Origin of the sequence: Klebsiella sp. 18074, assembly GCF_902705905.1 — a bacterium.
GTDB classification, from domain to species: Bacteria; Pseudomonadota; Gammaproteobacteria; order Enterobacterales; family Enterobacteriaceae; genus Klebsiella; species Klebsiella terrigena.
Window position 1 is genome coordinate 13,979 of record NZ_CACSIS010000029.1, and the last position, 25,413, is coordinate 39,391.

Here is a 25,413-nt window from a genome sequence, read left to right on the forward strand (position 1 = left end):
TTTTTTGTGCACGACGCTCAGGATCAGTTCAGACGAACCGGCATACCGGAACGGTTCTGCACCGCCTGCTCAACCACGCTCTGATCGACGTCTGACTGGCCGGTAACGGCCTGTACGGATTTGTTCAGCGTAATCGGGACGATCTCACCGCCCTGGAACTGGGCTTCAGTGGTCGACAGCGGGTTATGGACTTCAACGTAACGGCTGCCGTCCGGCTCGCTGGTGGCTTTCACCGGCTCATCGATAAATTCGACGCGGGTGCCGACCGGCACGTTCTCAAACAGGAATTTGATATCGTCGTTGCGCAGACGCACGCAGCCGTGGCTGACGCGCAGGCCGATACCGAAGTTGGCGTTGGTGCCGTGGATCGCATACAGACGACCGATGTAGAGCGCGTACAGGCCCATCGGGTTGTCAGGACCGGCCGGTACTACGGCCGGCAGCGGGTTACCGGCTGCGACGTATTCGGCGTGCATTTTCGCCGTCGGCGTCCAGGTCGGGCCGGCTTTCTTGCGCTCAACCTTGGTCACCCAGTTGATCGGCGTATCTTTACCCAGCTGGCCGATACCTATCGGCAGCACGATCACGGTGTTGGTGCCTTTCGGGTAGTAGTAAAGACGCATTTCCGCGCTGTTGATCACGATACCTTCATGCACGGTGTCCGGCAGAATCAGCTGCTGCGGGATATTCAGCACGGTACCGCCTTTCGGCAGGTAGGTATCGACGCCCGGGTTCGCTTCCAGCATGTTGGAGAGACCCATCTGGTATTTGGCGGCGAAGTATTCCAGCGGCTGCTTGTTGTCGTCCGGAACCGTGACAACCTGGTTCTGGCCAATCAGTCGGCTACCGTCGGTCGGCAGAGGATAGGTTACAGCGGATGCTGTGTTGCAAAAGCCCACGATGGCGAAGGCTGCCGCAAGGAGTGTCGATAATTTCATATTCATCATGTCGTGTGCGATGTTAAAGCCACACAGGCCTTTGTTAGATTTTTCAGGGAGTAGATGGGAGCGCATTATATGTGCATTCCCGCCAACAGGGAAATGAGATGTGTACGAAATCACACTTTTTTGCCGCTTGTTTCAAGTGTCGTCCTTTAACCGGCGAAGCCGCGCCGTCGCAGGGGCGATCGCACGGCATGCCTGGGGCCGCCGGGTCGCCGCTGAGGCCTGCCGGACGCCGGCGGCGGGGGGCAAAAGGCGCCGTACGCGGCGCCAGCGGTAAGGGAATTCACCGCAGACCGTGAAAAGAGATGGTTTTGCTGGCATAATGTCCGATGTGTCACACTTCTCATTCTCTTTTTTCAGGATAACCCCGTGCTAGTATCCAGCAACGTCACCATGCAGTTTGGCAGTAAGCCGCTGTTCGAAAACATCTCCGTCAAATTTGGCGGCGGCAACCGTTACGGCCTGATTGGCGCCAACGGTAGCGGTAAATCTACCTTTATGAAGATCCTCGGCAACGATCTGGAGCCAACGCTGGGCAACGTGTCCCTCGATCCTAACGAGCGTATCGGTAAGCTACGTCAGGACCAGTTCGCGTTCGAAGAGTTCACCGTGCTGGATACGGTCATCATGGGCCACGGCGAGCTGTGGGAAGTGAAGCAGGAGCGCGATCGCATCTACGGCCTGGCGGAAATGAGCGAAGCCGACGGCTATAAGGTGGCGGATCTGGAAGTGACCTACGGCGAGATGGACGGCTACTCCGCTGAAGCCCGCGCCGGTGAACTGCTGCTCGGCGTCGGTATTCCGGTAGAACAGCATTACGGTCCGATGAGCGAAGTCGCGCCCGGCTGGAAGCTGCGCGTCCTGCTGGCCCAGGCGCTGTTCTCCAACCCGGACATCCTGCTGCTCGATGAACCGACGAACAACCTGGACATCGATACCATTCGCTGGTTGGAGCAGACGCTCAACGAACGCGACAGCACCATGATCATCATTTCGCACGACCGTCATTTCCTTAACATGGTGTGTACCCACATGGCGGATCTCGACTACGGCGAACTGCGCGTCTACGCCGGTAACTACGACGAATACATGACCGCGGCCACCCAGGCTCGTGAGCGTCTGCTGTCTGATAACGCCAAGAAAAAGGCGCAGATTGCCGATCTGCAATCCTTCGTCAGCCGCTTTAGCGCCAACGCTTCTAAATCACGTCAGGCGACTTCTCGCGCCCGTCAGATTGATAAAATCAAGCTCGACGAAGTGAAAGCCTCCAGCCGTCAGAACCCGTTCATCCGCTTCGAGCAGGACAAGAAGCTGTTCCGTAACGCGCTGGCTGTCGAAGAGTTGGCGAAAGGTTTTGATAACGGCCCGCTGTTTAAAAAATTCAATCTGCTGCTGGAAGTGGGCGAGAAGATTGCCATTCTGGGTGCCAACGGCGTGGGTAAAACCACCATGCTGAAAACCCTGGTTGGTGAACTGGCGCCGGATAACGGTACCGTTAAATGGTCTGAGAATGCGCAGATTGGCTACTACGCGCAGGATCACGCCGAAGACTTCGATAACGATCTGAGCGTGTTCGACTGGATGAGCCAGTGGAAGCAGGATGGTGACGATGAGCAGGTTGTGCGCAGCTTCCTCGGCCGCCTGCTGTTCAGCCAGGACGATATCAAAAAGCCGGCAAAAGTGCTGTCAGGTGGCGAAAAGGGCCGCATGCTGTTCGGTAAGCTGATGATGCAGAAACCCAACATTCTGGTGATGGACGAACCGACCAACCACCTGGATATGGAATCTATCGAATCGCTGAACATGGCGCTGGAGATGTATCAGGGCACCCTGATTTTCGTTTCCCACGACCGTGAGTTCGTCAGCTCGCTGGCGACCCGCGTGATCGAAATTACGCCGGAGCGCGTCATCGACTTTAGCGGTAATTACGAAGATTATCTGCGCAGCAAAGGCATCGACGGCTAAACGTCCGCTGCCCCGCCCCGGTACGCGCCTGCGCAGCCGGGGAGTGAACATAAAGCCCCGGTCAGCCTCGCGCGACCGGGGCTTTTTATTGCCCTTAGTCCAGCAGCCACTCGCCGACGTCTTTACCATTCACCAACAGCCGGCGCTTTTCACCGGCGGGGAGCGTTATCTTCAGCGCCTTCCACGCCGGACGGTAGCGGCCGCGAGCATTCACCTGCAGGTTGATGGTGCTGGCGCTGCAGGTCATCTCCCACCCCAGCCACAGCGCATCGCCGTCGCGATAGCCCCAGCTCTCGCCGTCATCTTCAAAGAGCAGGCCGCTCGTCGAGCCCGCACCCTTGAGCGGAAACAGCTTCAGCTCGCGGCTGTCGTCTTTTTTGGCGTCAACGTGGACGATCCTCTCGCTGAGCGGCAGACCCGCCCCGGCGCGCACCATCAACGGCAGTTTCTCCAGCGGCGCATCGAGCGTTATCCACTGGCCGCCGGCAAACCACTCTCCGCTATAAAAGTCGTACCAGCCGGACTCGTTTTCCGGCAGCCACGCCGGGCGCTGGCGCTGGCCGGGCTCCACGACGCTGGCGACGAGGAGATCGCGGCCGAACAGGAAGTCGTCGCACTCCTCGAAGGTCTGCGGGTCATGCTGGTGATCGAGGAAGGTCGGGCGCAGCATCGGCTCGTCGTCAGCGTGCGCCTGCCACAGCAGGGTGTAGAGGTAGGGCAGCAGGCGATAGCGCAGCTCAATCGCGCCGCGAATCGCCGGCAGGACCGCCGGATACATCCACGCCTCGTTGACCGTGCGATCGTCGTTCCAGGAGTGGATCGTGAAGCGCGGATGCATCACCCCGTTCTGCACCCAGCGCACGAACAGCTCGGCGTCCGGCTTATCGCCGGAGAAGCCGCCGACGTCGTGACCGACGTTATAGAGGCCGGAGAGGCTCATCCCCAGCCCCATACGGGTGTTGTAGCGCAGGGTATCCCAATGGGTGCGGTTATCGCCGCTCCAGGTTTGCACGTAGCGCTGCATCCCGGCGCAGCCGGAGCGTGAGATCAGGTACGGGCGTTTCTCCGGGGCAAAGCGCTGCTGGGCCTCCAGCGACGCGCGCATCATCAGCAGCGGCATCACCGGGCGGATATGCTTGATGGCAATCTCCTGGCCAAAACCGTGGCAGCGCGCCTCGCCATCCCAGACTTCAAATTCGTTATTGTCGTTCCACGTCGAATCAATCCCCATCTCCAGCAGCTGAGTGGTGACCCCCTCCTGCCACCAGGCGACGGTTTGCGGGTTGGTGAAGTCGAGGTGCGACCCTTCGTCATCCCAGAAGCTGGAGCGTTCCGGGGACTTGCTTTCGGAGTCCTGAATAAACAGCCCGCGCTCTGCCACCTCGCTATAGCGCGGGTGATCCTGCAGCAGGCAGGGCTTGATGTTGGCCGCCAGCTTGATACCCGCGTCGTGGAAGCGCTGGCTCATCACCTTCGGCTGCGGAACCTTGTCGTAATTCCAGTTAAAGACGTAGCGCTTACCGCCGATTGAGGTATAGCCGGAGGAGAGCTGGAACGAGTCGCACGGAATGGCGTGCTCTTCGCAGAGGCGGATAAAGTTCATCAGCTGGTTTTGCGCATCCGGCGCGTCGGTGTAGTGCATCGTCGAGCCGCTATAGCCCAGGCTCCATTTCGGCCCGAACAGCGTTTTCCCGGTCAGGCGGACAAAGGCTTTGGTGATGTCCAGCACGCGTTTGCCGGTAAACATGTAGTAATCAATATCGCCCGCTTCGGCCTGCCAGCGGCGATAGGCGGTGTGGTAGTTGTCGATTTCGTTGCCCAGATCCAGCCAGCAACTGCTGAGGTTATCGTAGAACAGGCCGTAGCTGATATCGCTGCGCTGGGCGATGGTGAAGGGGATGTGCTTATACAGCGGATCGGTGCTGACGGCGTTATAGCCCATCGCATCCAGGTTGCGCATCTCGTAGCGATTCCCGTTGCGCTGCAGGTTGCCCGCCTTTTCGCCCAGACCGTAGAAGCGTTCATCTTGACGCCGGCTCTGGTAGTGCGCGACGCCGTCGCCGTGGGCGTTGACCAGATAGGCGCTGGTCGGACGGTCGCTAACCAGCGGCTGCCACTCTCCGGCATCGTCGCGATAGCTCCACTCCAGCCACAGCGGCTGGTGGACGGTGACGCGCAGGCGTTCGGTGGCAACCGTCAGGGTCTCCTGCTGCTGCTCCAGGCTCCAGGCGGGGAGGGTAAATCCGCTGACGTCGTCGCGGCTGCGTCCCTCCCAGGGGACGTCCTGCTGCGGGGCGATGCTCCAGGTGCGGTCCAGCGCCAGCTCTCCTCTGCGTTTAAGCAGGACGCGGAACAGGTTCTCTTCCAGCACGTACAGACACAGGGTGTGCTGCCCATCCACCGCCAGCTCGACGTGGTGGGCCAGCTGCTGTTGCAATTTCCAGTGTTTCAAGGTTTTCATTTTTACATCCACTCTCAGGCGCGGCTGGCGCGACGTTCAGCAATAAAAGCGACCAGGAAGACAGCGCCAATCAGGTCGAAGAAGCCCATGGCGACGAACAGCGGGTTGAAGCCAATCTTGTCGGCGGTCACCCCGATTAATAAGGAGAACAGGAAGCTGGCGATCCAGGCGGCGGAGCCGCGCATGCCGTTGACGGTCGCCATCTGGCCCTTATCGAACGACTCCACCACCAGCGCGCTCAGCATGCAGGAGATAATCTGGTGGCCGAAGCCGCCGATGGAGATCAGGACGATGGTGACGTAGGGGTCGCGGGTAATGGTGACGAGGGCCAGCGAAATCATCAGGAATGCGCCGGTCAGCGAGCTTGCCACCACCGAGTTAACCCGTGAACAGCCGAACCAGCGGGTATAGAGTTTGGTCAGATAGCCGCTCACCACGCTGCCGAGATCGGCGGCGAGGAACGGCAGCCAGGCGAACATGGCTATTTGTTTGAGATCCATGCCGTGTTCTTTGGCGAGGTACAGCGGCACCCAAAAGCTCAGGACCGCCCAGGCGGGCTCCGCCATAAAGGCCGGGATCGCAATACCGTAGAAGCGCTTATTTTTCGACACGGTTTTCAGCGCGGTAAAGAACGGCAGTTTTACCGCCGGCGGCTCGTTGTCCTGACGGATGAACTCCAGCTCCGACTTGCCCAGATTCGGATGCTTTTCCGGATTGTGGTAAAACGCCCACCACAGGATCACCCACAGCAGCGCCAGCACCCCGGTGAACATAAACGCGCCCTGCCAGCCGAAAGAGGCGTGAGCAAAATAGATGATCGGCGGCGCCAGCATCGCGCCGATGGAGAAACCGACGCCGGCCCAGCCGGCGGCTATCGGGCGTTCAGATTTTGGAAACCATTCGCCGATGGTTTTGGCGTTGGCCGGGGTGGCAGCGGCTTCTGCTCCACCCATGAAAAAACGCAGGATCGCCAGATGCAGCCAGCTGCCGGCACCGGCGTGGGCGATACAGGCGAGGGCCCACAGGGTGGCGCAGATCATAAAGCCCAGCTTCAGGCCAATCACGTCAATCAGCCAGCCGCAGAGAGGCTGGAAGAGGGTGTAGGCCAGCTGAAAAGCGCCGACGATCCATGAGTACTGCTCGGTGGTGATGCCCAGCGTTGTCTTCAGCTCGGGGGCGATAATGCCTAAGGAGTTGCGGGTAATGTAGTTAACGGTGACGCCGAGCAGAAACAGGGTCAGCATCCACCAGCGCAGGTTTCTGACTACGCGGCGCGATTTGCTGACCGCCATATCGTTGTTGAGGCCTTGGCTCATAGAACTCTCCACAAGAACTTTGTAGGGGGAAATGATCGATGCTCAATCCCTGAGTTGTCATACCTGTTTTATTAACGTTATGAATATTATTGTTTTATTTATTTGGTTTTCCGTATAACTAGTATGGAAGTTATCGGACCAATTCAGGTTAAGATAGAAAATGAGCGGCCAATAGCCTTATTTATGCAAGTTTTCTCATGAGATGAGGGAATGCTCACGACAGGTAGCGAATCTAGCTTGATAAACTGCTTTTTAGTGCCATGAAAATTCTTCCATTTGCAAGATGGAGCTGGATCACAAAATGGATAAAAAGCTGAGAATTGCCGAAATCGCGGCCCGTACGGGGATGTCGGCGAGTACCGTTTCCCGGGTGCTGGCGGGTAAAGCGAACACCAGCGAAAAGGCGCGTCAGCGGGTCCTGCGGTGCGCCCGCGAAATGGGGGTGATGGAGGGGCTCGCCGCCGGACGCATGCTGCTGAACAGCCTGGTGGTTTTCGCCCCTTCCCGGGCGTTTGATGAGCGCTCCGATATCTATTACTACCGGGTGATTCAGAGCATCAATAATGCGCTGGCTCCGCATGAGGTCCGCCTGCGGACCTGCGCGCTGGAAGAGAACGACAGCGACGCCAACCTGTTTTTGGCCCGCATGAACGAAGCGGAGACCGAGGCGGCTATTCTGCTGGGTATTGACGATCCGCACATTCACGATCTGGCCGCCGATTTTGCCAAACCCTGCGTGCTGATCAACTGCCGGGATGAGGGCATGCGCCTGTCGTCGATCGCCCCGGATCACCGGCTGATCGGCCAGTTTGCCGCGCGCTATCTGTTTGAGATGGGGCATCGGGCGGTCATGAACGTGATGTGCCTGCGCCGCTACACCATGGAGCTGCGGCTGGTGGGCATCAAGGAGGCCTGGCGCGCGTGCAACCTGCGCTTCACCGACGGGCGGGATCTGATAGGCGTAGCGAACTTCAGCGCCAGGGAGACGGAGGAGCGGGTGGGGGAGTGGCTCGACGCTCAGGCCGGGAAGCCGCTGCCGACGGCTTTTCTGGTCGGCGGAGACTATATGGCGGTCGGGGCCGTCAATGCCCTGCAAAAGCGCGGCCTGCGGGTTCCTCAGGACATCTCGGTCATGAGCATCGACGGGTTTAACCTCGCCGCCATCCAGGATGTGCCGCTTACCGCCGTTCACGTCCCGCGCGATGAGCTCGGCACGGAGGCGGTGCAGCTCCTGCAGCAGCGGCTGATCCGCCCTCAGGCCCCGAGCGGCTCGCTGCTGCTAAACGGCACGCTGGCGGTGCGGGATTCGGTGCGGCGGATACGGCCAGGCAGCCGCCGCACCGCCGTTGAGCAACAGGGTCTGTACGACGATTAAACCTCGATGCCCAGCGCGCGTTTGCCGTGGACGTTGAGATCGTCGAGGGTAAAGCGCGCCTGCCAGTCGGCTTCGTAGTCTTCACGCGGAAAATCACCCGGCGATGCGCCTTTCTCCAGCGCGATTTTAACCTTGTGCGCGTAGGCGAGATTCTTCTCGCACAGCGGCGCGGCGGGGATATACATCACGTTGCCCCAGCCCTGCTGGTTTTCGACCGGCGCCACCGAGTGGATCACGTCGCAGTGCCACCACACCGAATCGCCGGCGCTGATGGCCGGGATCGCGCTCAGCGCTCTAATCAGCAGCGGGTGCCATTTCTCGGAAATCGGCAGCACTTTACCCGGCGCCACGCCGCACAGTTCGTCGTCAGGGACGTCGTCGAGCAGCGGACGCAGCAGAACGTAGGCCATCGCCTCCGGAATCGGCACCACGTGCAGCAGGCCCTGGTCCGGGATCATATCGGAGAGCGCGGTCCAGCCCTGGAAGGTGCGGAATACCGAACATTTGGTGGTGTTATCGACGGTGTACTCTTCCACCTCGGTCCGGTGCGCCGCGTCCCACGGGTCGTAAGCGTCGATATTGCCGTTAAAGACGTTGGTGAACACCTGCTGATAAGCCGGCAGCAGCCAGCGCTCGAGGGCGCCTGAATCGGTATGCGCTCCCAGCCCCTTCGAGGTGGTTCCCGGCGGGCGGCGGCGGATGCGGTCAGGGTAGATAACGCTGACGTCAGGGTCGAACCACTGCTTGCCGTCCCGGCTAAAGGTCCACAGGCGGTTGAGGAACGACTGCACCGCGGCCATTTCGTCGCTCTGCCGCGCCTGCATCTGCGCCTGCGACCAGTAAATCGGGTAAATCTCCGGACGCGAGGCGTCGAGCGAGCCGAAGAAGGTATCGCCGGGGCCTTTGTAAACGTCGTCGAAGCGGTTGAGATCGAGGTATTCCAGCATCGAGTTATCCCACGCCAGCGCCCGCTCGCGTGAGAAGTGACCTTTGATCACCGCGCAGCCGCGGCGTCTGATGGCCTCGCGCTGGGCATCGCTCACTTTGCCCTGCGCAATATCGCTGAACGGGATAATCGGCCAGACCTCTTCCCCGCGGGCCTTGATGGCGTCAATTTCGTCCAGATGCGCGCTAATCCGCGCCGTCAGCCGATCGAACACGGCCTGCACATCGCCAATTTGCGCGCGCAGATCCTGTTTTATTTGTCGAATCGCCGCTTTGTGGTCGGCGGGGAGCGTTTCGCTGGTATGGATAACCGTCATGATGGCCTCACTTTGCTTTCATTCGAAAGTATTAAATCTTACAAACGTTAATTTAAGTTAAATTTAAGTTAATGCAAGTTTAAAAAACGGATGGGGTGCACAAAATGGAAAAATCCGGGGCAGGGGGCCCCGGCGGCAGGCTATTCGTTGAAGGGGGCGGCGTGGTCCAGCACGGCCTGAATCACGTTCAGCGCACCCTGGTGGTTATTGTCATCGGTGGCAAAGCGGGAGATGGCCTTGATGCTATCGGCGGCGTTGGCCATGGCGAAAGAGTACTTCACCAGCCTGAGCATTTCGGCGTCGTTGCCGCTGTCGCCAATCGCCACGCACTCCTGGGGCGAGATCTGCCAGCGTTTCAGCAGGCGGCTAATGCCGTTGGCCTTATGCAGGCCGGGGATAATTAAATCGACGAAGCCAAAGCCGCTGGTCACCGGCTTCATGATGCCGTCAAGCGAGACGTGCAGCTTATCGATGAGCTGCGGAATATCGCTGTCCGGCAGGTTAAGCGAGAACTTAAACAGCGTGTCGTCGATATCATGGTAGTTCGCGATGCGCTGCAGACGGTGGTAGTGCTTTGACATCAGCGCGACGAAGCTGTCGGGCGCGCGGTCGCTGACGTAAGCACTTTCAAGGCCGCAGGCGACGAAGTTGAGCTGCGGGTCCTTGAGCAGCTCGCCGATCACAATCTGCGACTCATGGCGGGTCAGCTCGCCGTGAAACAGCTGCTGGCCGTGCTCGTAGACCAGCGCGCCGTTCTCGGCGACGAAAGAGATCTGCTCGCGAATTTCCGGGAAAAAGGAGATCAGCTGGTAGTACTGGTTGCCGCTGGCGACAACGAATTCAATACCCTGCTTGTTGAGCTGCGCGAACTGCGCGAGAAAACGCGAGCGGTCATACTGCTTGGCGTCATTGAGAAAAGTTCCGTCCATATCAGTGACGATAACTTTAACGGTCATACCTGTGCTCCTGGCTTAACTGCGACCAGTAACATTCTAATTACAATGTGACCCAAAGCACAAATTTATTTCGAATGAAAGTTTACCCGTCGGCTTTGGCGGCGTACTGCCGCTCAAAACCTAACGGCCAAAGCCGCTGGGGAAGCGGGTAGCCCGGCCGGGCATTGCGCCAGCCGGGTGTTATTGACTGCGGGGAGCCGACCTACAGCGTATGCTCGGTACGGGCGATAATATCGTCCTGGGCATCCGGCGACAGGGCGGTAAAGAACGCCGAGTAGCCGGCGACGCGAACCACTAAATCGCGGTACTGGTCGGGATGCTTTTTCGCTTCCAGCAGCGTCTCGCGGGAGACGATGTTGTACTGAATATGCCAGCCTTTGTGCACCTCGAAGAAGGTACGCAGCAGCACCATCAGCTTCTGCTTATCGGACTCGTTCTCAAGCGTTGCCGGGTTGAGCTTCTGATTCAGCAGCACGCCACCGAGAATCGCCCCGGTGGGCAGCTTACCGACCGAGTTGATGACCGCGGTTGGCCCGAGGTGGTCGGTCCCGGAAGCCGGGCTCGCGCCTTCGGCTAGCGGAGAGTGGGCTTTACGTCCGTCCGGCGTGGCCATCGTCTGGGCGCCAAACGGCACGTTGGCGGAAATCGATGAGGTCCCGGCGTAGTAGTTGCCGCCTATCGGGCCGCGGCCGTAGCGCGGGTTATGGTAATTCTTCAGCTCGTCGATATAGGTCTGATAGGCGCGGGCCAGCAGGGTATCGACGCTATCGTCATCGTTGCCATACTTCGGCGCGCCGTTGATTAAGCGCTGGCGCAGCTGCTCGTGGGTCAGCCCGTCGAAGTCCTCCGCCAGCGCCTTCGCCAGCTGCTGCTGACCAATGGCGCCCTGGTCAAAGACCAGCTTTTTCACCGCCGCCAGGCCGTTGCCGAGGTTGGCGATCCCGACCTGCAGACCGGAAACCCAGTCATACTTCGCGCCGCCCTGCTTGATGCTTTTCGCCCGCTCGATGCAGTCATCCACCAGCGCGGAGCACAGAATATCGTGCACGTTCTCCTCCAGCATGGTATCGACGACGTACTCAATCTCGATGGACTTCCGCGTGTAGTAGCGGATCTGCGTATCCCAGTCGGCCAGCACCTGCTCGAAGCTGCTGAAGTTGCCTTTCGACAGCGCATGCTCCTGCGGAAGGAAGATTTGACCGCTGGTGGCATCGCGGCCGCCTTCCAGCGTGGCCAGCATGACGCGGGCGAAGTTGATAAAGCTCATCCCGGTGCAGCGATAGCCCCATTTGCCGCCCACGGCGGTTTCGATACAGCCGATCGCCGCGTAGTCGTAGGCGTCCTGCGGCTCAATCCCGAGCTTGATAAACTCCGGGATCACTATCTCATCGTTATTGAACGCCGGCATGCCGAAGCCGCAGCGAATGACCTGCACGCAGGCATCGAGGAAGTCGTTGCTCATCCCGGCGTGGTAGCGCACGCTGAGGTTAGGCTGGGTCGATCGCAGGCGCCCGCAGGATTCGAGGATCGCGTACGAGAGCGGGTTCACCGCATCCAACGGCTGGCCGTTGTGCAGGGTCTGGCCGCCGATGGTGACGTTCTGATACAGCGGGCTGCCGGCGGAGGCTTTGGAGTGCGAGCCAGAGCGGATCTTGTTCACTTCCAGCAGCTTCAACCAGCAGCTGTGCAGCAGCTCGATGGCATGCTCGCGGTCCAGCGACTGCTGGAGCTCAACGTCGCGACGGTAGTACGGGTACAGGTACTGGTCCATACGGCCGAAGGAGACCGAGTGGCCGTTGGATTCAATCTGCAGGATCAGCTGAATGAAGTAGCACAGCTGCAGCGCCTGCCAGAAGGTTTTCGGCGGCTCGTGGGCGATGATTTCGCAGCCTTCGGCGATAGTCAGCAGCTCGTCGCGGCGGGAGGGGCGGGTTTCTTCTGCCGCCATGCTGCGCGCCAGTTCGGCAAAGCGCCGGCTGTGATCGCTGACCGCCTCCAGCACGATATCGATGGATTTCAGGAACTGCTCGCCGTGCAGATCCTCCAGCACCGTCAGGTTAATACGCGAGCGGCGTTCGGCGACCTTAGCGCGCATGCCGTCGAGGCCTTTTTCCAGCAGCAGCGGGTAGTTCACCGCCAGGTGAGCATCGCCGGAAGTCATGTTGCCTTCCGCCTTAATAATCCCGGTGGCGAGCAGCGCTTTTTGCTCGTCGGTGAACATACCGTAGCAGCGGTCCTGCACGGTCTGACCGCGCCACCACGGGCAGATTTCATGCAGGATGCGCTTATTCTCTTCGCTGACCGCAAAGCCGGCGCCTGGGCGATCGGCGAGATCGTCAATCTCCTTTTCGATCCAGCTGACGGTATACTCCGGGAAGATGGGCGCCGCGCGCACTTCGCTGGCCTGGTTGCCGACGATCAGCTCGTCGTGTTTGATCCAGATGGTGCGCTCTGCCAGATGGTGAGCCAGCGCCAGCGCGCGGCGTACCGGGACCGGCTTATCCAGATGCTGCTGACAGGCGGCGGTATAGTGACGGGCGCGCTCGGTGCATACCGGCGGCTTAACGATATGTACCAGCGCCGTTTTATGCGCCTGAATGCGGGCGCTTAGCGTGTCCAGTTTCAGAGTGGTCATCATTTTATCCTCGTAGAGTAGCCGTTAAACCTTTGCTCTGAGCGTAGTTCTGCGCGAAGGCGAGCAGCTCGGGGGCAGCAAGGGGTTTGTCCGGAGCGGTATAGGGCTGACTGAGTAACTGATATTTGTTCATTCCCAGCGTGTGGTACGGCAGGAAGTGGATCTCGCCAACCCGCAGGCGGTCGGCGGCAAAGTCGGTAATCGCGGCGATCGTCGCCTCATCGGCGTTAAAGCCCTGAATCAGCGGGACGCGGATGATGATTTTCTTCCCCGCCTGCGCCACGCGCTGCAGGTTATCGAGCACCCGACCGGCGCTGCCGTCGGTCCACTCTTTGAAAATGGCTTCGTTGACGTGCTTCAGGTCGGCGAGGAACAGGTCAACCCAGGGCAGCGAGGGCTCAACGTATTTCCACGGCACGTGCAGGCAGGTTTCAACCGCGGTGTGAATTCCCGCCGCGCGGCTGGCCTGCAGCAGCTGCTGCGCCAGCTCGGGATTCATAAACGGCTCGCCGCCGGAAAGAGTGACCCCGCCGCCGCTGCGATCGTAAAAAGGCTTATCGCGCAGCACCGTGGCCATAATCTGCGCCACCTCTTTTTCTTCGCCGCACACGCTGAGGGCGGTGGTCGGGCAGCAGTCGCGCAGCGACTCATAGCCTTCGGCGGTGAGCTTCTGGCGGTGGATAATCAGGCCATCGAGGCTGCGGGTTATGACATCCGGCGCCGCCTGCTGGCACAGATTGCAGCCGGCAAGGCACAGGCGGGGGTCGTAGAGCAGATCCGCCGTGCGGGAGCGGCTTTCCGGGTTCTGACACCAGCGGCAGCCCAGCGAGCAGCCTTTCAGGAATACGACGGTGCGGATCCCTGGGCCATCATGGGTTGAGTAGCGCTGAATGTTGAAAATCATGAGACCCCCTTTATTTTTGCATATGAAGATTAAATTACTTTCGAATGAAAGTTGCATTGATGCAAATCAACAAGCAGGGCGGGTGGCTGCGGTGAAGAGGGGAAAGTCGCAGTCGGTCACAAATTTTCCGGCGACGGCCGCCGCCGGAGAAGGATTAGCGGCTGGCGCAAACCTCGCACTGCGGGTCGCGCATCAGCTTCATTTCGCGGAACTGGCAGGTCATGGCGTCGTACATGACCAGCCTGCTCGCGGCAGGTGTGCCGAACCGGGCCAGGACCTTAATGGCCTCCATCGCCTGCAGGGAGCCAATGACGCCGACCAGCGGCGCCATCACCCCGGCCTCAACGCAGGTGAGGGCGTTCTCGCCGAACAGCCGGCTCAGGCAGCGATAGCAGGGCTCGTTATCCTGATACATAAAGACGCTGATTTGCCCCTCCATGCGGATCGCGGCGCCGGAGACCAACGGCGTTTTATGCTGAAAACAGCCGGCGTTAAGCTGATTGCGTATCGCCACGTTATCGGTACAGTCGAGCACCAGGTCGTGGGCGGCAATCTGCGCCGCCAGCGCCTGCTGGTCGAGCAGCGCATTAAGCGGGGTGAGCCGCACGTGAGGGTTGATTCGCGTCAGCGAATCGCGGGCGGAGTCCACCTTCGGCAGACCGATAGCGGCATCGCTGTGCAGCGTCTGGCGCTGTAGATTGGAGAGCGAGACGCTATCGAAATCGAGCAGGGTAAGCGCGCCGACGCCAGCCGCCGCCAGATACTGGGCGGCAGCGCAGCCCAGCCCGCCGAGGCCGACCACCAGCACCCGGGCGCCCTTCAGCCGTTCCTGACCGTCAAAATCGAAGTTGCGCAGGATTATCTGCCGGTTGTAGCGCAGCATCTCCTCATCGCTCAGCTCGACGTCCATTACAGCCCTCCGAAGAGGTGGTTAAAGGGTTCGACTTCGACCCACTCGCCCGCTTCGACGTGACCGCGCTCGCGCTCTAGCACGATAAAGCAGTTACCCTGGCTGAAGGAGCTGAAGATGTGCGAACCCTGATGGCCGGTGGACTCCACCACCAGCTCGCCGTCCGGATTGCGCTGCAGCACGCCGCGCTGGAAGTCGAGACGCCCCGGGGATTTTTTCAACCGCTTCGCCGCGCGCGCGCGAAGGCGCATCGGCTGCGCGCCGCTCGCGCTGCCGCTCAGTTTCGCCAGCAGCGGCAGCACCAGCTGGTAGAAGGTGAGGGTGGCGGAAACCGGGTTGCCCGGCAGGCCGCAGAACCAGCTGCTGCTGAGCTTGCCGAAAGCAAAGGGTTTGCCCGGCTTGATCGCCAGCTTCCAGAAGCCGATTTCGCCTAACTCTTCGAGGATCTCTTTGGTGTAATCCGCTTCGCCGACCGAGACGCCGCCCGAGCTGATAACCACGTCGGCCTGCTGGTCGGCGGCGATAAACGCCGCCCGCAGTTTTGCCGGGTCGTCGGCGATAATGCCGAGGTTGATAACCTCGCACCCCAGCTGCTGGAGCATCAGGTGCACCGCCAGGCGGTTGGTATCGTAGATTTGCCCGTCGCCAAGCGGCTGGCCCGGCAGCTGCAGCTCGTCGCCGGTGGAAAAGACCGCCACGCGAACTTTACGCACCACCTCGACGTCGGCGATGCCCAGCGATGCCAGCACCGGCAGCTCCGCGACGGTCAGCGGCGTACCGGCCGGGAACACCACCGCGCTCTGAGCGATATCTTCCCCGCGCCGACGAATATTCTGGCCGGCCTTGACCGCGGCGATGAAGCGAACGCCGTCGGCGGTTTGCTCGGTCTCTTCCTGCATCACCACCGCATCGCAGCCCTGCGGCACCGGCGCGCCGGTCATAATGCGAATGCAGGTACCTGCGGGCCAGGCATCGTGGAACGGCTGGCCGGCGAACGCTTTCCCGGCGATCGGCAGCGCCGCGCCGTCGGCAAGATCGGCAAGGCGTACGGCGTAGCCGTCCATTGCCGAGTTATCAAACCCGGGGACGTCCAGCGGCGAAACGAGATCATGGGCGGTGACGCGCGAAAAGGCCTGCAACAGCGGCACGGTTTCCACCGCATTCAGCGGCGTAATACGGTTGAGCATCTGGGTCAGGGCTGTGTCGAGAGGCATCAGTCCGGCGGTAAAATCCATGGGTTTCTCCTGCGGGCAAACATCGAAAACGCCTATTATGGCAGAAAAGTGCGGGCGGCTATATGCCACCTGGGTACAGGCTTTACATCACCGTCCGCTCTTTCTATATTCAAAAATTGTATAGGACAGTCAGCACGATAATGATATCTATACACTTTATTATTTAAGCTCGCTTTGCGAGGGCAGAGACCTGATGCGGCGTGAATCAATAGCGCAACCCACGGCGGATCGGCGCAGCAGGAAGGAATAGCGGAATGAGCAAGGCGGTGATAGCAATTCACGGCGGCGCGGGGGCAATTAGCCGCTCGCAGCTGACGCCGGAGCGCGAGCGGCAGTTCGTGGCGGCGCTGTCGGCGATTGTCGATAGCGGGCAGAAAATGCTGGCGGCGGGCGCCAGCGCGCTGGATACGGTGACCGAGGCGGTGCGCCAGCTGGAGGAGTGTCCGCTGTTTAACGCCGGCATTGGGTCGGTATTTACCCGGGACGCCACCCATGAACTCGACGCCTGCGTAATGGACGGCAACAGCCTGCATGCCGGGGCGGTTGCCGGCGTTAAGCATCTGCGCAACCCAGTACTGGCGGCGCGGCTGGTGCTGGAGCAGAGCCCGCACGTGCTGCTGATTGGCGAAGGGGCGGAGGCGTTCGCCGCCTCTCTCGGGATGGCGTGGGTAGAAAACGATCTCTTCTCGACCACCGAACGCCGCCTGCAGCTGCAGCAGGCGCAGGCGGACGATGAGATACTCCTCGACCACGGCGCCGCGCCGCTGGACGAGCGGCATAAAATGGGCACCGTCGGTGCGGTGGCGCTGGATATCGCCGGCAACCTCGCCGCCGCGACCTCCACCGGCGGAATGACCAACAAGCTTCCAGGACGCGTTGGCGATAGCCCGCTGCCCGGCGCCGGCTGCTACGCCAATAACGCCAGCGTGGCGGTCTCCTGTACCGGCACCGGCGAGGTGTTTATCCGCACCCTGGCGGCCTACGATATCGCCGCGCTGATGGAGTACGCGAACCTGAGCCTGCATGAGGCCTGCGAGCGGGTGGTGATGGAGAAGCTGCCGGCCCTCGGTGGCAGTGGCGGCCTGATTGCCATCGACAGAGAAGGTAACGTGGTGCTGCCGTTTAACAGCGAAGGCATGTATCGGGCCTGGTGCTACGCGGGCGATACGCCCACTATTGGAATTTATCGGGAATAAGGGGGTAGGGACGTTGCCGCATAGTCAAGAAATCGACGCCAATGATGTTCTGCTGGTGCGCGATCTGAACGTAACGTTCAGCCAGGAGCAGCAGACCTTTTCCGCGGTGCGGCATCTTTCGTTCAACCTGCGGCGCGGCGAAACGTTAGCCATCGTCGGCGAGTCGGGCTCGGGGAAGTCGGTCACCGCGCTGGCGCTGATGCGCCTGCTCGATGACGCCGCCAGCCAGATCAGTAGCGACGCGCTGTGGCTGCGTCGGCGCAATCGTCAGGTCATTGCGCTGAGCGACCAGTCCGCTTCGGCAATGCGTCACGTGCGCGGGGCGGATATCGCGATGATTTTCCAGGAGCCGATGACCTCGCTGAATCCGGTATTTACCATCGGCGAACAGATCGCCGAGTCTATTCGCCTGCACCAGAATCTGGGCCATGGCGAGGCTCTGCGCGAAGCGAAAAAAATGCTCGACCAGGTGCGAATACCGGAGGCTGAAGCGATGCTGTCGCGCTATCCGCATCAGCTCTCCGGCGGCATGCGCCAGCGGGTGATGATCGCTATGGCGCTCTCCTGTCGCCCGGCCGTGCTGATTGCCGATGAACCCACCACCGCGCTGGATGTCACCATTCAGGCGCAGATCCTTCAGCTGATTGCCGTGCTGCAAAAAGAGATGGAGATGGGGGTTATTTTTATTACTCACGATATGGGCGTGGTGGCCGATATTGCCGACCGCGTGCTGGTGATGTACCGCGGCGAAGCGGTGGAGAGCGGAACGGTTGAGGATATTTTCCGCGCGCCCACGCATCCCTATACCCAGGCGCTGCTGGCGGCGGTCCCGCGCTTAGGCTCGATGCGCGGCAGCGATTTGCCGCGCCGCTTCCCGCTGCTCAACCAGAGCGCGCCCGATGACGGCGAACAGGATACCGTCGTCGCCGGCGAGCCGATTCTGCAGGTGCGCGACCTGGTGGCGCGCTTCCCGCTGCGCAGCGGCATTTTGAACCGGGTGACCCGCGAGGTGCATGCGGTTGAAAAAGTCAGCTTTGACCTTTGGCCGGGGGAAACCCTGGCGCTGGTCGGCGAGTCCGGCTGCGGTAAATCCACCACCGGTCGGGCGCTGCTGCGGCTGGTGGCGACCGAGAGCGGGACTATCGTGTTTAACGGCGAGCGTATCGATACCCTGGCAAGCGGTAAGCTGCAGGCGCTGCGCCGCGATATACAGTTTATTTTCCAGGACCCGTACGCCTCGCTCGATCCGCGGCAAACGGTGGGTTACTCGATCATGGAGCCGCTGCGCGTGCACGGGCTGCTGGCAGGCGAGGCGGCCCGTCAGCGCGTGGCCTGGCTGCTTGAACGCGTCGGCCTGCAGCCGGAGCACGCCTGGCGCTATCCGCACGAGTTTTCCGGCGGCCAGCGCCAGCGCGTATGCATTGCGCGGGCGCTGGCGCTGAATCCCAAAGTGGTGATTGCCGATGAGTCGGTTTCGGCGCTCGACGTCTCGATTCGCGCGCAGATTATTAACCTGATGCTCGATCTCCAGCGTGAAATGGGCATCGCCTTTCTGTTCATTTCCCATGATATGGCGGTGGTTGAACGCATCAGCCATCGCGTTGCGGTGATGTATCGCGGGCGGATCGTTGAGATTGGCCCGCGTCGCGCCGTGTTTGAAAACCCGCAGCATCCCTATACCCGCAAGCTGATGGCCGCCGTACCGGTAGCCGACCCGGCGCATCGTCATCCGCAGCGCGTACTGCTTTCAGACGAGCTGCCGGGCAACATCTATAAGCGAGGGGAAGCGGTAGCCAGCGCGCCGCTACAACAGGTAGGGCCCGGGCATTTCGTTGCCCGGGAACCTGCCGCCGACGTGCTGGGCAGATAACAACGACACCAATAACGCAGCATTTCAGGAGAACAACATGACACAACGCGTATCACGCAAATGGTTGCTGGCGCTGGGAGTCGCTTCGGCGCTGGCGACGGCGCCGGCGCTGGCCGCAAAAGATGTGGTGGTGGCGGTCGGCTCTAACTTCACGACCCTCGACCCTTATGATGCCAACGACACCTTATCCCAGGCCGTGGCCAAGTCGTTCTATCAGGGGCTGTTCGGCCTCGATAAAGAGATGAAGCTGGAAAACGTTCTTGCGCAGAGCTATACCGTTTCGCCCGACGGCCTGGTCTACACCATTAAGCTGCACCCGGGCGTCAAGTTCCAGGACGGCACCGACTTTAACGCCGAGGCGGTGAAGGCCAACCTCGACCGCGCCAGCAATCCGGAAAACCATCTCAAGCGCTATAACCTGTACAAAAATATCGCCAGCACCGAAGCGGTTGACTCGGCGACGGTAAAAATCACCCTCAAACAGCCTTTCTCGGCGTTTATCAACGTCCTGGCCCACCCGGCTACGGCGATGATCTCTCCGGCGGCGCTGAAAAAATATGGCAAAGAGATTGGCTTCCATCCCGTCGGCACCGGCCCGTATCAGCTCGATACCTGGAACCAGACCGATTTTGTGAAGGTGACGAAGTTTGCCGGCTACTGGCAGCCGGGCCTGCCGAAGCTGGACTCTATTACCTGGCGTCCGGTGGTGGATAACAACACCCGCGCCGCGATGCTGCAAACCGGCGAAGCGCAGTTTGCCTTCCCGATCCCCTACGAGCAGGCGCCGCTGCTGGCGAAAAACGACAAGCTGGAGCTGGTTGCCAGCCCGTCAATCATGCAGCGTTATATCAGCATGAACGTCACGCAGAAGCCGTTTGATAATCCGAAGGTGCGCGAGGCGATTAACTACGCCATCAACCGCCAGGCGCTGGTGAAGGTCGCCTTCGCCGGGTACGCCACGCCGGCGACCGGCGTCGTGCCGCCGTCCATCGCCTATGCCGAAACCTTTAAACCCTGGCCGTACGATCCGGCTAAGGCCCGCGAGCTGCTCAAAGAGGCGGGCTTCCCGAACGGCTTTAGCACCACGCTGTGGTCATCGCATAACCACAGCACCGCCCAGAAGGTGCTGCAGTTTACCCAGCAGCAGCTGGCGCAGGTGGGCATTAAGGCACAGCTGACGGCGATGGATGCCGGCCAGCGCGCGGCGGAAGTGGAAGGTAAAGGACAGAAAGAGAGCGGGGTGCGCATGTTCTACACCGGCTGGTCGGCCTCGACCGGTGAAGCCGACTGGGCGCTGTCGCCGCTGTTCGCCTCGCAAAACTGGCCGCCAACCCTGTTTAATACCGCCTTCTACGGCAATCCGCAGGTGGATAAAGACCTTACCGATGCCCTGAAGACGACCGACGCGCAGGAAAAAACGCGGCTCTACAAGCAGGCCCAGGGGATTATCTGGAAAGAGTCGCCGTGGGTGCCGCTGGTGGTGGAAAAACTGGTCTCCGCGCACAGTAAGAACCTGAGCGGTTTTTATATCCAGCCGGATACCGGATTCAGCTTTGAGCAGGCGGATTTAGCCCAGTGACGGTGGTTACCTTTATCCCAACCCTCTCTTTCGGAGAGAGGGTGCCGGGCCTTGCTCCCTCTGCCGTCCGCGCAGAGGGTTCGGGTGAGGAGGGGCGATGCTGAATTATGTGCTTAAGCGCCTGCTGGGGCTGATTCCCACCCTGCTGATCGTGGCGGTGCTGGTTTTTCTGTTTGTGCATATGCTGCCCGGCGACCCGGCACGGCTGATTGCCGGACCGGAAGCCGATGCGCAGGTTGTCGCGATGGTGCGCGAGCAGCTGGGGCTCGATCGGCCGCTGCACGTCCAGTTCTGGCACTATATCACCAGCGTGCTGCAGGGCGATTTTGGCGTCTCTATGGCCTCGCGACGCCCGGTGAGCAGCGAGATCGCCAGCCGCTTTATGCCGACGCTGTGGCTGACGCTGGCCAGCATGAGCTGGGCGGTGGTGTTTGGTATGGCGGCGGGAATTACCGCCGCGGTGTGGCGCAATCGCTGGCCGGACAGGCTGGGGATGGCGCTGGCGGTGACCGGTATCTCCTTTCCGGCGTTTGCCCTCGGGATGCTGCTGATGCAGGTCTTCTCCGTCGAACTTGGCTGGCTGCCGACGGTGGGCGCCGATAGCTGGCGACACTATATTCTGCCCTCCGTGACCCTCGGGGCGGCAGTTGCGGCGGTGATGGCGCGCTTCACCCGCGCCTCTTTCGTCGATGTGCTGCATGAAGACTATATGCGCACCGCGCGAGCTAAAGGGGTCAGCGAGACGCTGGTGGTGCTTAAGCACGGCCTGCGCAATGCGATGATCCCGGTAGTGACGATGATGGGGCTGCAGTTTGGCTTCCTGCTCGGCGGCTCGATCGTGGTAGAGAAAGTCTTCAACTGGCCGGGGCTTGGCCGGCTGCTGGTGGATTCGGTCGAGATGCGCGACTATCCGGTGATTCAGGCGGAAGTCCTGCTGTTTTCGCTGGAATTTATTCTTATCAATTTAGTGGTGGATGTGCTGTACGCCGCCATTAACCCGGCTATCAGGTACAAGTAAGGTGCGATTGCTCAACTGGAGAAGGCAGGCGGTTATCAACGCCATGCCGGGGATCAAACCCGGTCAGATACGTACGCCGTGGCACGAGTTCTGGCGGCGCTTTCGCCGTCAGCCGGTGGCGATGGGCGCCGGCGTTTTTGTTCTGCTGCTGATCGCGGTAGCCGTCGTGGCGCCGTGGGTGGCGCCGTTCGATGCAGAAAACTACTTTGACTACGATCGCCTCAACGACGGCCCGTCGGCGCTGCACTGGTTCGGCGTCGATTCGCTGGGCCGGGATATCTTCAGTCGGGTGCTGGTCGGGGCGCAGATTTCACTGGCGGCGGGGGTGTTGGCGGTGCTGATCGGCGCGGCAATCGGCACCGTGCTCGGGCTGCTGGCCGGCTACTATGAAGGATGGTGGGACCGGATAATAATGCGCATCTGCGACGTGCTGTTTGCGTTCCCGGGGATCCTGCTGGCGATCGCCGTGGTGGCGGTCATGGGGAGCGGGATGTCTAACGTGATCATCGCGGTGGCAATCTTCTCCATTCCGGCGTTTGCTCGCCTGGTGCGCGGCAATACGCTGGTGCTCAAGCAGCAGACCTTTATCGAGTCGGCGCGTAGCATCGGCGCCAGCGACGCGACGATCCTCTTCAGCCATATTCTGCCCGGCACGGTGTCGTCGATTGTGGTCTATTTCACCATGCGGATCGGGGTGTCGATAATCTCCGCCGCCAGCCTCTCATTCCTCGGCCTCGGCGCGCAGCCGCCGACCCCGGAATGGGGAGCGATGCTCAACGAAGCGCGAGCGGACATGGTGATGGCGCCGCACGTGGCGCTGTTCCCGGCGATCGCTATTTTTCTGACGGTGCTGGCGTTTAACCTGCTGGGGGACGGCCTGCGCGATGCGCTGGATCCGAAAATAAAGGGATAGGCTGAGAAGGAGTCCGGAGAGGGCGCGCCGCGCCGCCTCCGGAAGGCTCCGGCTGGCGCTAACGCGTAGCCGGAGTAAGAAGCGGTTTAAACCCGGCTTCCCCACAGGTCGTACTCGTCGGCGTGCTCGACTTTAACCCGCAGCACGTCGCCCGGTTTGACCTTAGTTTCGCCGTTCAGGTACACCGCGCCGTCGATTTCCGGGGCGTCGGCCATGCTGCGGCCAATGGCGCCTTCTTCGTCAACTTCGTCGATCAGTACCATGATTTCGCGGCCAACCTTTTCCTGCAGACGTTCGGCGGAGATCTGCTGCTGCAGCTGCATAAAGCGGTTCCAGCGCTCCTCTTTCACCTCTTCTTCTACCTGATCCGCCAGCTCGTTGGCGGTTGCGCCATCGACCGGGCTGTATTTAAAGCAGCCAACGCGGTCAAGGCGGGCTTCTTTCAGGAAGTCGAGCAGCATCTGGAAATCTTCTTCCGTTTCGCCAGGGAAGCCGACGATAAAGGTCGAGCGCAGGGTCAGCTCAGGGCAGACTTCACGCCACTGCTTGATGCGCGCCAGCTGGCGATCGGCGGAGCCCGGGCGTTTCATCATCTTGAGGATCCGCGGGCTGGCGTGCTGCAGCGGGATATCGAGATACGGCAGGATTTTACCTTCCGCCATCAGCGGGATCACGTCGTCAACGTGTGGGTAGGGATAGACGTAGTGCAGGCGCACCCAGATACCCAGCTTTGCCAGCTCTTCGCACAGGCTAACCATGCTGGTTTTCACCGGCATGCCGTTGTGGAAGCCGGTGCGGTGCTTCACGTCAACGCCGTAGGCGGAGGTATCCTGAGAGATAACCAGCAGCTCTTTTACCCCGGCGTCGGCCAGGCGCTTAGCTTCTGACAGAACTTCGCCGATCGGACGGCTCACCAGATCGCCGCGCATGGACGGAATGATGCAGAACGTGCAGCGGTGGTTACAGCCTTCGGAGATTTTCAGGTAAGCGTAGTGGCGCGGTGTCAGCTTAACGCCCTGTTCCGGCACCAGGCTCAGGAACGGGTTGTGCTTCGGCTTCGGCGTGTAGTGGTGGACGTGCTCAAGAACCTTTTCATAGCTGTGCGGGCCGGTTATCTCCAGTACCTTGGGGTGAACTTCGCGGATCTGGTCGACTTTCGCGCCCAGGCAGCCGGTAACGATCACTTTGCCGTTTTCTTTTAAAGCTTCGCCAATCGCTTCCAGCGACTCCTGAACGGCGCTATCGATAAAGCCGCAGGTGTTGACGATAACCATATCGGCGTTCTCGTAGGTAGGAACCACGTCATACCCTTCGGTGCGCAGTTCGGTCAGGATGCGTTCTGAGTCGACAAGGTTTTTCGGACAGCCAAGGGAGACGAAGCCGATCTTCGGCTGGTGCGTTACATTGCTCATAGCTTAAAAATTCATCATAAAGGAAGGTGTCAGGGCAGGATTTTACAGGTGTTTATCAAAAAAAGTATAGCAATGGTGCGTCAGATGATGAAAAAGCCCGGGAAAGGCTCCCGGGCGCGATGAGGCTCTAGGATTGGGTGGCGTCACCCGCAGGCGCGGCGCCCGGCGCGCGGGGCTCTCGCTTATCACGCAGCGTGAAAACGGAGATCAGCGTGAACAGGCCGGCGATGCCGCCGAGGATATAATAGGTGCGGGCGAAGCCGATGGTGTCGTACAGATAGCCGGCCAGCGGAGAGTAAATGGCGGTGGCAATAGAGGCGACAAACAGCACCAGCAAATAGACCGTGGAGGACAGCTTATTATCAAAGTTGGCGGCAATAAACTTGAACACGGATACCAGGATCAGCGGCTTTTCAAGGGCGTGCATCATTTTCACCGCGCCAATCCACACCGGGCCGAGCGGGATCGCGGAGCCGACGATCCTGACCGACATAATCAATCCGGCGATAATCAGCGCCCATTTTGCGCCGGTGCGGTTCACAAACCACGGCATCAGGCATAAAAAGAGCGTTTCGCCGCAGACCTGTATGGAGGCGAGGATGCCGTACCAGCGGTTACCTTCTTCCGGGGTGGCAAATTGCAGAGAAAAGTACTGGGCGAACTGCTGATCGTAGGTGTCGTAGATTTGCGTAACGAACAGGGTAAAGATTAGCAGCATCCAGAACTGACTGTTCTTCGCGAGCTCCAGCGCGTGGCTCACCTTCAGGGCGCTGGTTTTTTCAATCTCGGCCTCGGTCAGCTCGACTTTGGTCAGCATGAAGCACAGGGCGGCAATAACGATGGCAATGCTGGCCAGCCAGAAGGCGAGGTTGGGGTTGCTATCGATATATTTTCCGACAATCCATGCCGCCGCGGCCCAGCCTAAAGAGCCCCACATCCGCACCCGGCCATACTCAAAGTGATAGCGGCGGGAGATTTTGTCGATATAGGAATCGATAACCCCGCAGCCGGAGTTAAAGATAATCCCCAGGTAGACGCCGCCCAGCAGCGCCCCCAGCCAGAAGCTGTGGACCAGCAGCGGGGCGTACAGATAGATAAAGAACGGGCCAACCGGCAGCAGCATGGCGACCAGAATCCAGATCAGCCGCTTTTTCAGGCCGAACTTATCAGAAATAAAGCCGAAGAAAGGCTGCATCAACAGGGCGATAAAGGCGTTTACCGAGTACAGCAGGCCGGTTTTGGTGGCGCTGATGCCCAGATGCTGGGTTGTCCAGATAACGAAGAACGCCATGGTAGATGACTAGGCGAACAGGTAGAGGAAATCGAAAAGACTCAACAAGATATAGTTTCTTTTGCCGGGCGTAATCATTTCAGTTCCTTCAAACGGGTAGAGGTTAGCGCCGCGAAGCGGAGATGTTCGCGTTTTTTATTTGTTTGTTATACGTATTACATTTAACGGAGT

The 25,413-nt window shown here is 60.3% G+C and carries 17 protein-coding genes and 1 pseudogene; 7 read left to right on the forward strand and 11 right to left on the reverse strand.

Features of this window, described 5'->3' with window-relative positions; translation table 11 throughout:
• Nucleotides 1-23: 23 nt before the first annotated feature.
• Nucleotides 24-944: a L,D-transpeptidase gene (gene ldtB / locus GVK32_RS22985; RefSeq protein WP_115193996.1), complete on the reverse strand. Its 921-nt coding sequence runs from the start codon at nucleotides 942-944 to the stop codon at nucleotides 24-26.
• 369 nt (nucleotides 945-1,313) lie between these two features.
• On the opposite strand from ldtB, the gene GVK32_RS22990 reads away from it, so the two are divergent.
• A complete protein-coding gene (locus tag GVK32_RS22990) occupies nucleotides 1,314-2,909 on the forward strand; it encodes an ABC-F family ATPase (protein WP_159870565.1) in 1,596 nt (531 codons plus the stop codon).
• 94 nt (nucleotides 2,910-3,003) lie between these two features.
• Here the strand turns inward: GVK32_RS22990 and GVK32_RS22995 are convergent, their stop codons facing one another.
• Entirely contained in the window at nucleotides 3,004-5,370 is a 2,367-nt protein-coding gene (locus tag GVK32_RS22995) for a glycoside hydrolase family 31 protein (protein ID WP_159870562.1), read from the reverse strand.
• Nucleotides 5,371-5,384: 14 nt separating this feature from the next.
• Nucleotides 5,385-6,686 (reverse strand): MFS transporter, encoded by a 1,302-nt coding sequence (locus GVK32_RS23000; protein ID WP_159870559.1) that lies wholly within the window; start codon nucleotides 6,684-6,686, stop codon nucleotides 5,385-5,387.
• A gap of 301 nt (nucleotides 6,687-6,987) precedes the next feature.
• On the opposite strand from GVK32_RS23000, the gene GVK32_RS23005 reads away from it, so the two are divergent.
• On the forward strand, nucleotides 6,988-8,061 hold the full coding sequence (locus GVK32_RS23005) for a LacI family DNA-binding transcriptional regulator (RefSeq protein WP_159870556.1): 1,074 nt from the start codon (nucleotides 6,988-6,990) through the stop codon (nucleotides 8,059-8,061).
• On the opposite strand, the gene GVK32_RS23010 is transcribed toward GVK32_RS23005, so the two are convergent.
• The 6 genes from GVK32_RS23010 to moeA all read right to left on the reverse strand — a co-directional run bounded on the left by GVK32_RS23010 (nucleotide 8,058) and on the right by moeA (nucleotide 15,963).
• Nucleotides 8,058-9,323 (reverse strand): DUF1479 domain-containing protein, encoded by a 1,266-nt coding sequence (locus GVK32_RS23010; RefSeq protein WP_159870553.1) that lies wholly within the window; start codon nucleotides 9,321-9,323, stop codon nucleotides 8,058-8,060. The genes GVK32_RS23005 and GVK32_RS23010 overlap by 4 nt on opposite strands.
• Before the next feature lie 140 nt (nucleotides 9,324-9,463).
• Nucleotides 9,464-10,279: a Cof-type HAD-IIB family hydrolase gene (locus tag GVK32_RS23015; protein WP_132511743.1), complete on the reverse strand. Its 816-nt coding sequence runs from the start codon at nucleotides 10,277-10,279 to the stop codon at nucleotides 9,464-9,466.
• A gap of 202 nt (nucleotides 10,280-10,481) precedes the next feature.
• Entirely contained in the window at nucleotides 10,482-12,914 is a 2,433-nt protein-coding gene (locus GVK32_RS23020) for a formate C-acetyltransferase/glycerol dehydratase family glycyl radical enzyme (RefSeq protein WP_159870550.1), read from the reverse strand.
• A gap of 4 nt (nucleotides 12,915-12,918) precedes the next feature.
• On the reverse strand, nucleotides 12,919-13,818 hold the full coding sequence (locus GVK32_RS23025) for a glycyl-radical enzyme activating protein (protein ID WP_159870547.1): 900 nt from the start codon (nucleotides 13,816-13,818) through the stop codon (nucleotides 12,919-12,921).
• A gap of 154 nt (nucleotides 13,819-13,972) precedes the next feature.
• Nucleotides 13,973-14,728, reverse strand: a complete 756-nt coding sequence (gene moeB / locus GVK32_RS23030) for a molybdopterin-synthase adenylyltransferase MoeB (protein WP_159870544.1) — start codon at nucleotides 14,726-14,728, stop codon at nucleotides 13,973-13,975.
• Nucleotides 14,728-15,963 carry a molybdopterin molybdotransferase MoeA gene (gene moeA, locus GVK32_RS23035; RefSeq protein ID WP_159870541.1) on the reverse strand — a complete coding sequence of 412 codons (1,236 nt, stop codon included), beginning with the start codon at nucleotides 15,961-15,963 and terminating at the stop codon, nucleotides 14,728-14,730. The genes moeB and moeA overlap by 1 nt, the downstream gene beginning before the upstream one ends.
• Before the next feature lie 254 nt (nucleotides 15,964-16,217).
• Between moeA and iaaA the strand changes: the two genes are divergently transcribed.
• The 5 genes from iaaA to gsiD all read left to right on the forward strand — a co-directional run bounded on the left by iaaA (nucleotide 16,218) and on the right by gsiD (nucleotide 22,539).
• Entirely contained in the window at nucleotides 16,218-17,159 is a 942-nt protein-coding gene (iaaA, locus tag GVK32_RS23040) for a beta-aspartyl-peptidase (protein WP_159870538.1), read from the forward strand.
• 13 nt (nucleotides 17,160-17,172) lie between these two features.
• Nucleotides 17,173-19,029 carry a glutathione ABC transporter ATP-binding protein GsiA gene (gsiA, locus tag GVK32_RS23045; protein WP_159870535.1) on the forward strand — a complete coding sequence of 619 codons (1,857 nt, stop codon included), beginning with the start codon at nucleotides 17,173-17,175 and terminating at the stop codon, nucleotides 19,027-19,029.
• Nucleotides 19,030-19,066: 37 nt separating this feature from the next.
• On the forward strand, nucleotides 19,067-20,608 hold the full coding sequence (gsiB, locus tag GVK32_RS23050; RefSeq protein ID WP_159870532.1) for a glutathione ABC transporter substrate-binding protein GsiB: 1,542 nt from the start codon (nucleotides 19,067-19,069) through the stop codon (nucleotides 20,606-20,608).
• Nucleotides 20,609-20,705: 97 nt separating this feature from the next.
• A complete protein-coding gene (gene gsiC / locus GVK32_RS23055) occupies nucleotides 20,706-21,626 on the forward strand; it encodes a glutathione ABC transporter permease GsiC (RefSeq protein WP_159870529.1) in 921 nt (306 codons plus the stop codon).
• A gap of 1 nt (nucleotide 21,627) precedes the next feature.
• Nucleotides 21,628-22,539: a glutathione ABC transporter permease GsiD gene (gsiD, locus tag GVK32_RS23060; protein WP_045854591.1), complete on the forward strand. Its 912-nt coding sequence runs from the start codon at nucleotides 21,628-21,630 to the stop codon at nucleotides 22,537-22,539.
• 86 nt (nucleotides 22,540-22,625) lie between these two features.
• On the opposite strand, the gene rimO is transcribed toward gsiD, so the two are convergent.
• Complete coding sequence (rimO, locus tag GVK32_RS23065; RefSeq protein ID WP_076945022.1) at nucleotides 22,626-23,951, reverse strand: 30S ribosomal protein S12 methylthiotransferase RimO; 1,326 nt, start codon at nucleotides 23,949-23,951, stop codon at nucleotides 22,626-22,628.
• Between the two features lie 127 nt (nucleotides 23,952-24,078).
• Nucleotides 24,079-25,317: pseudogene (locus GVK32_RS23070) on the reverse strand (oligosaccharide MFS transporter).
• Nucleotides 25,318-25,413 lie beyond the last annotated feature (96 nt).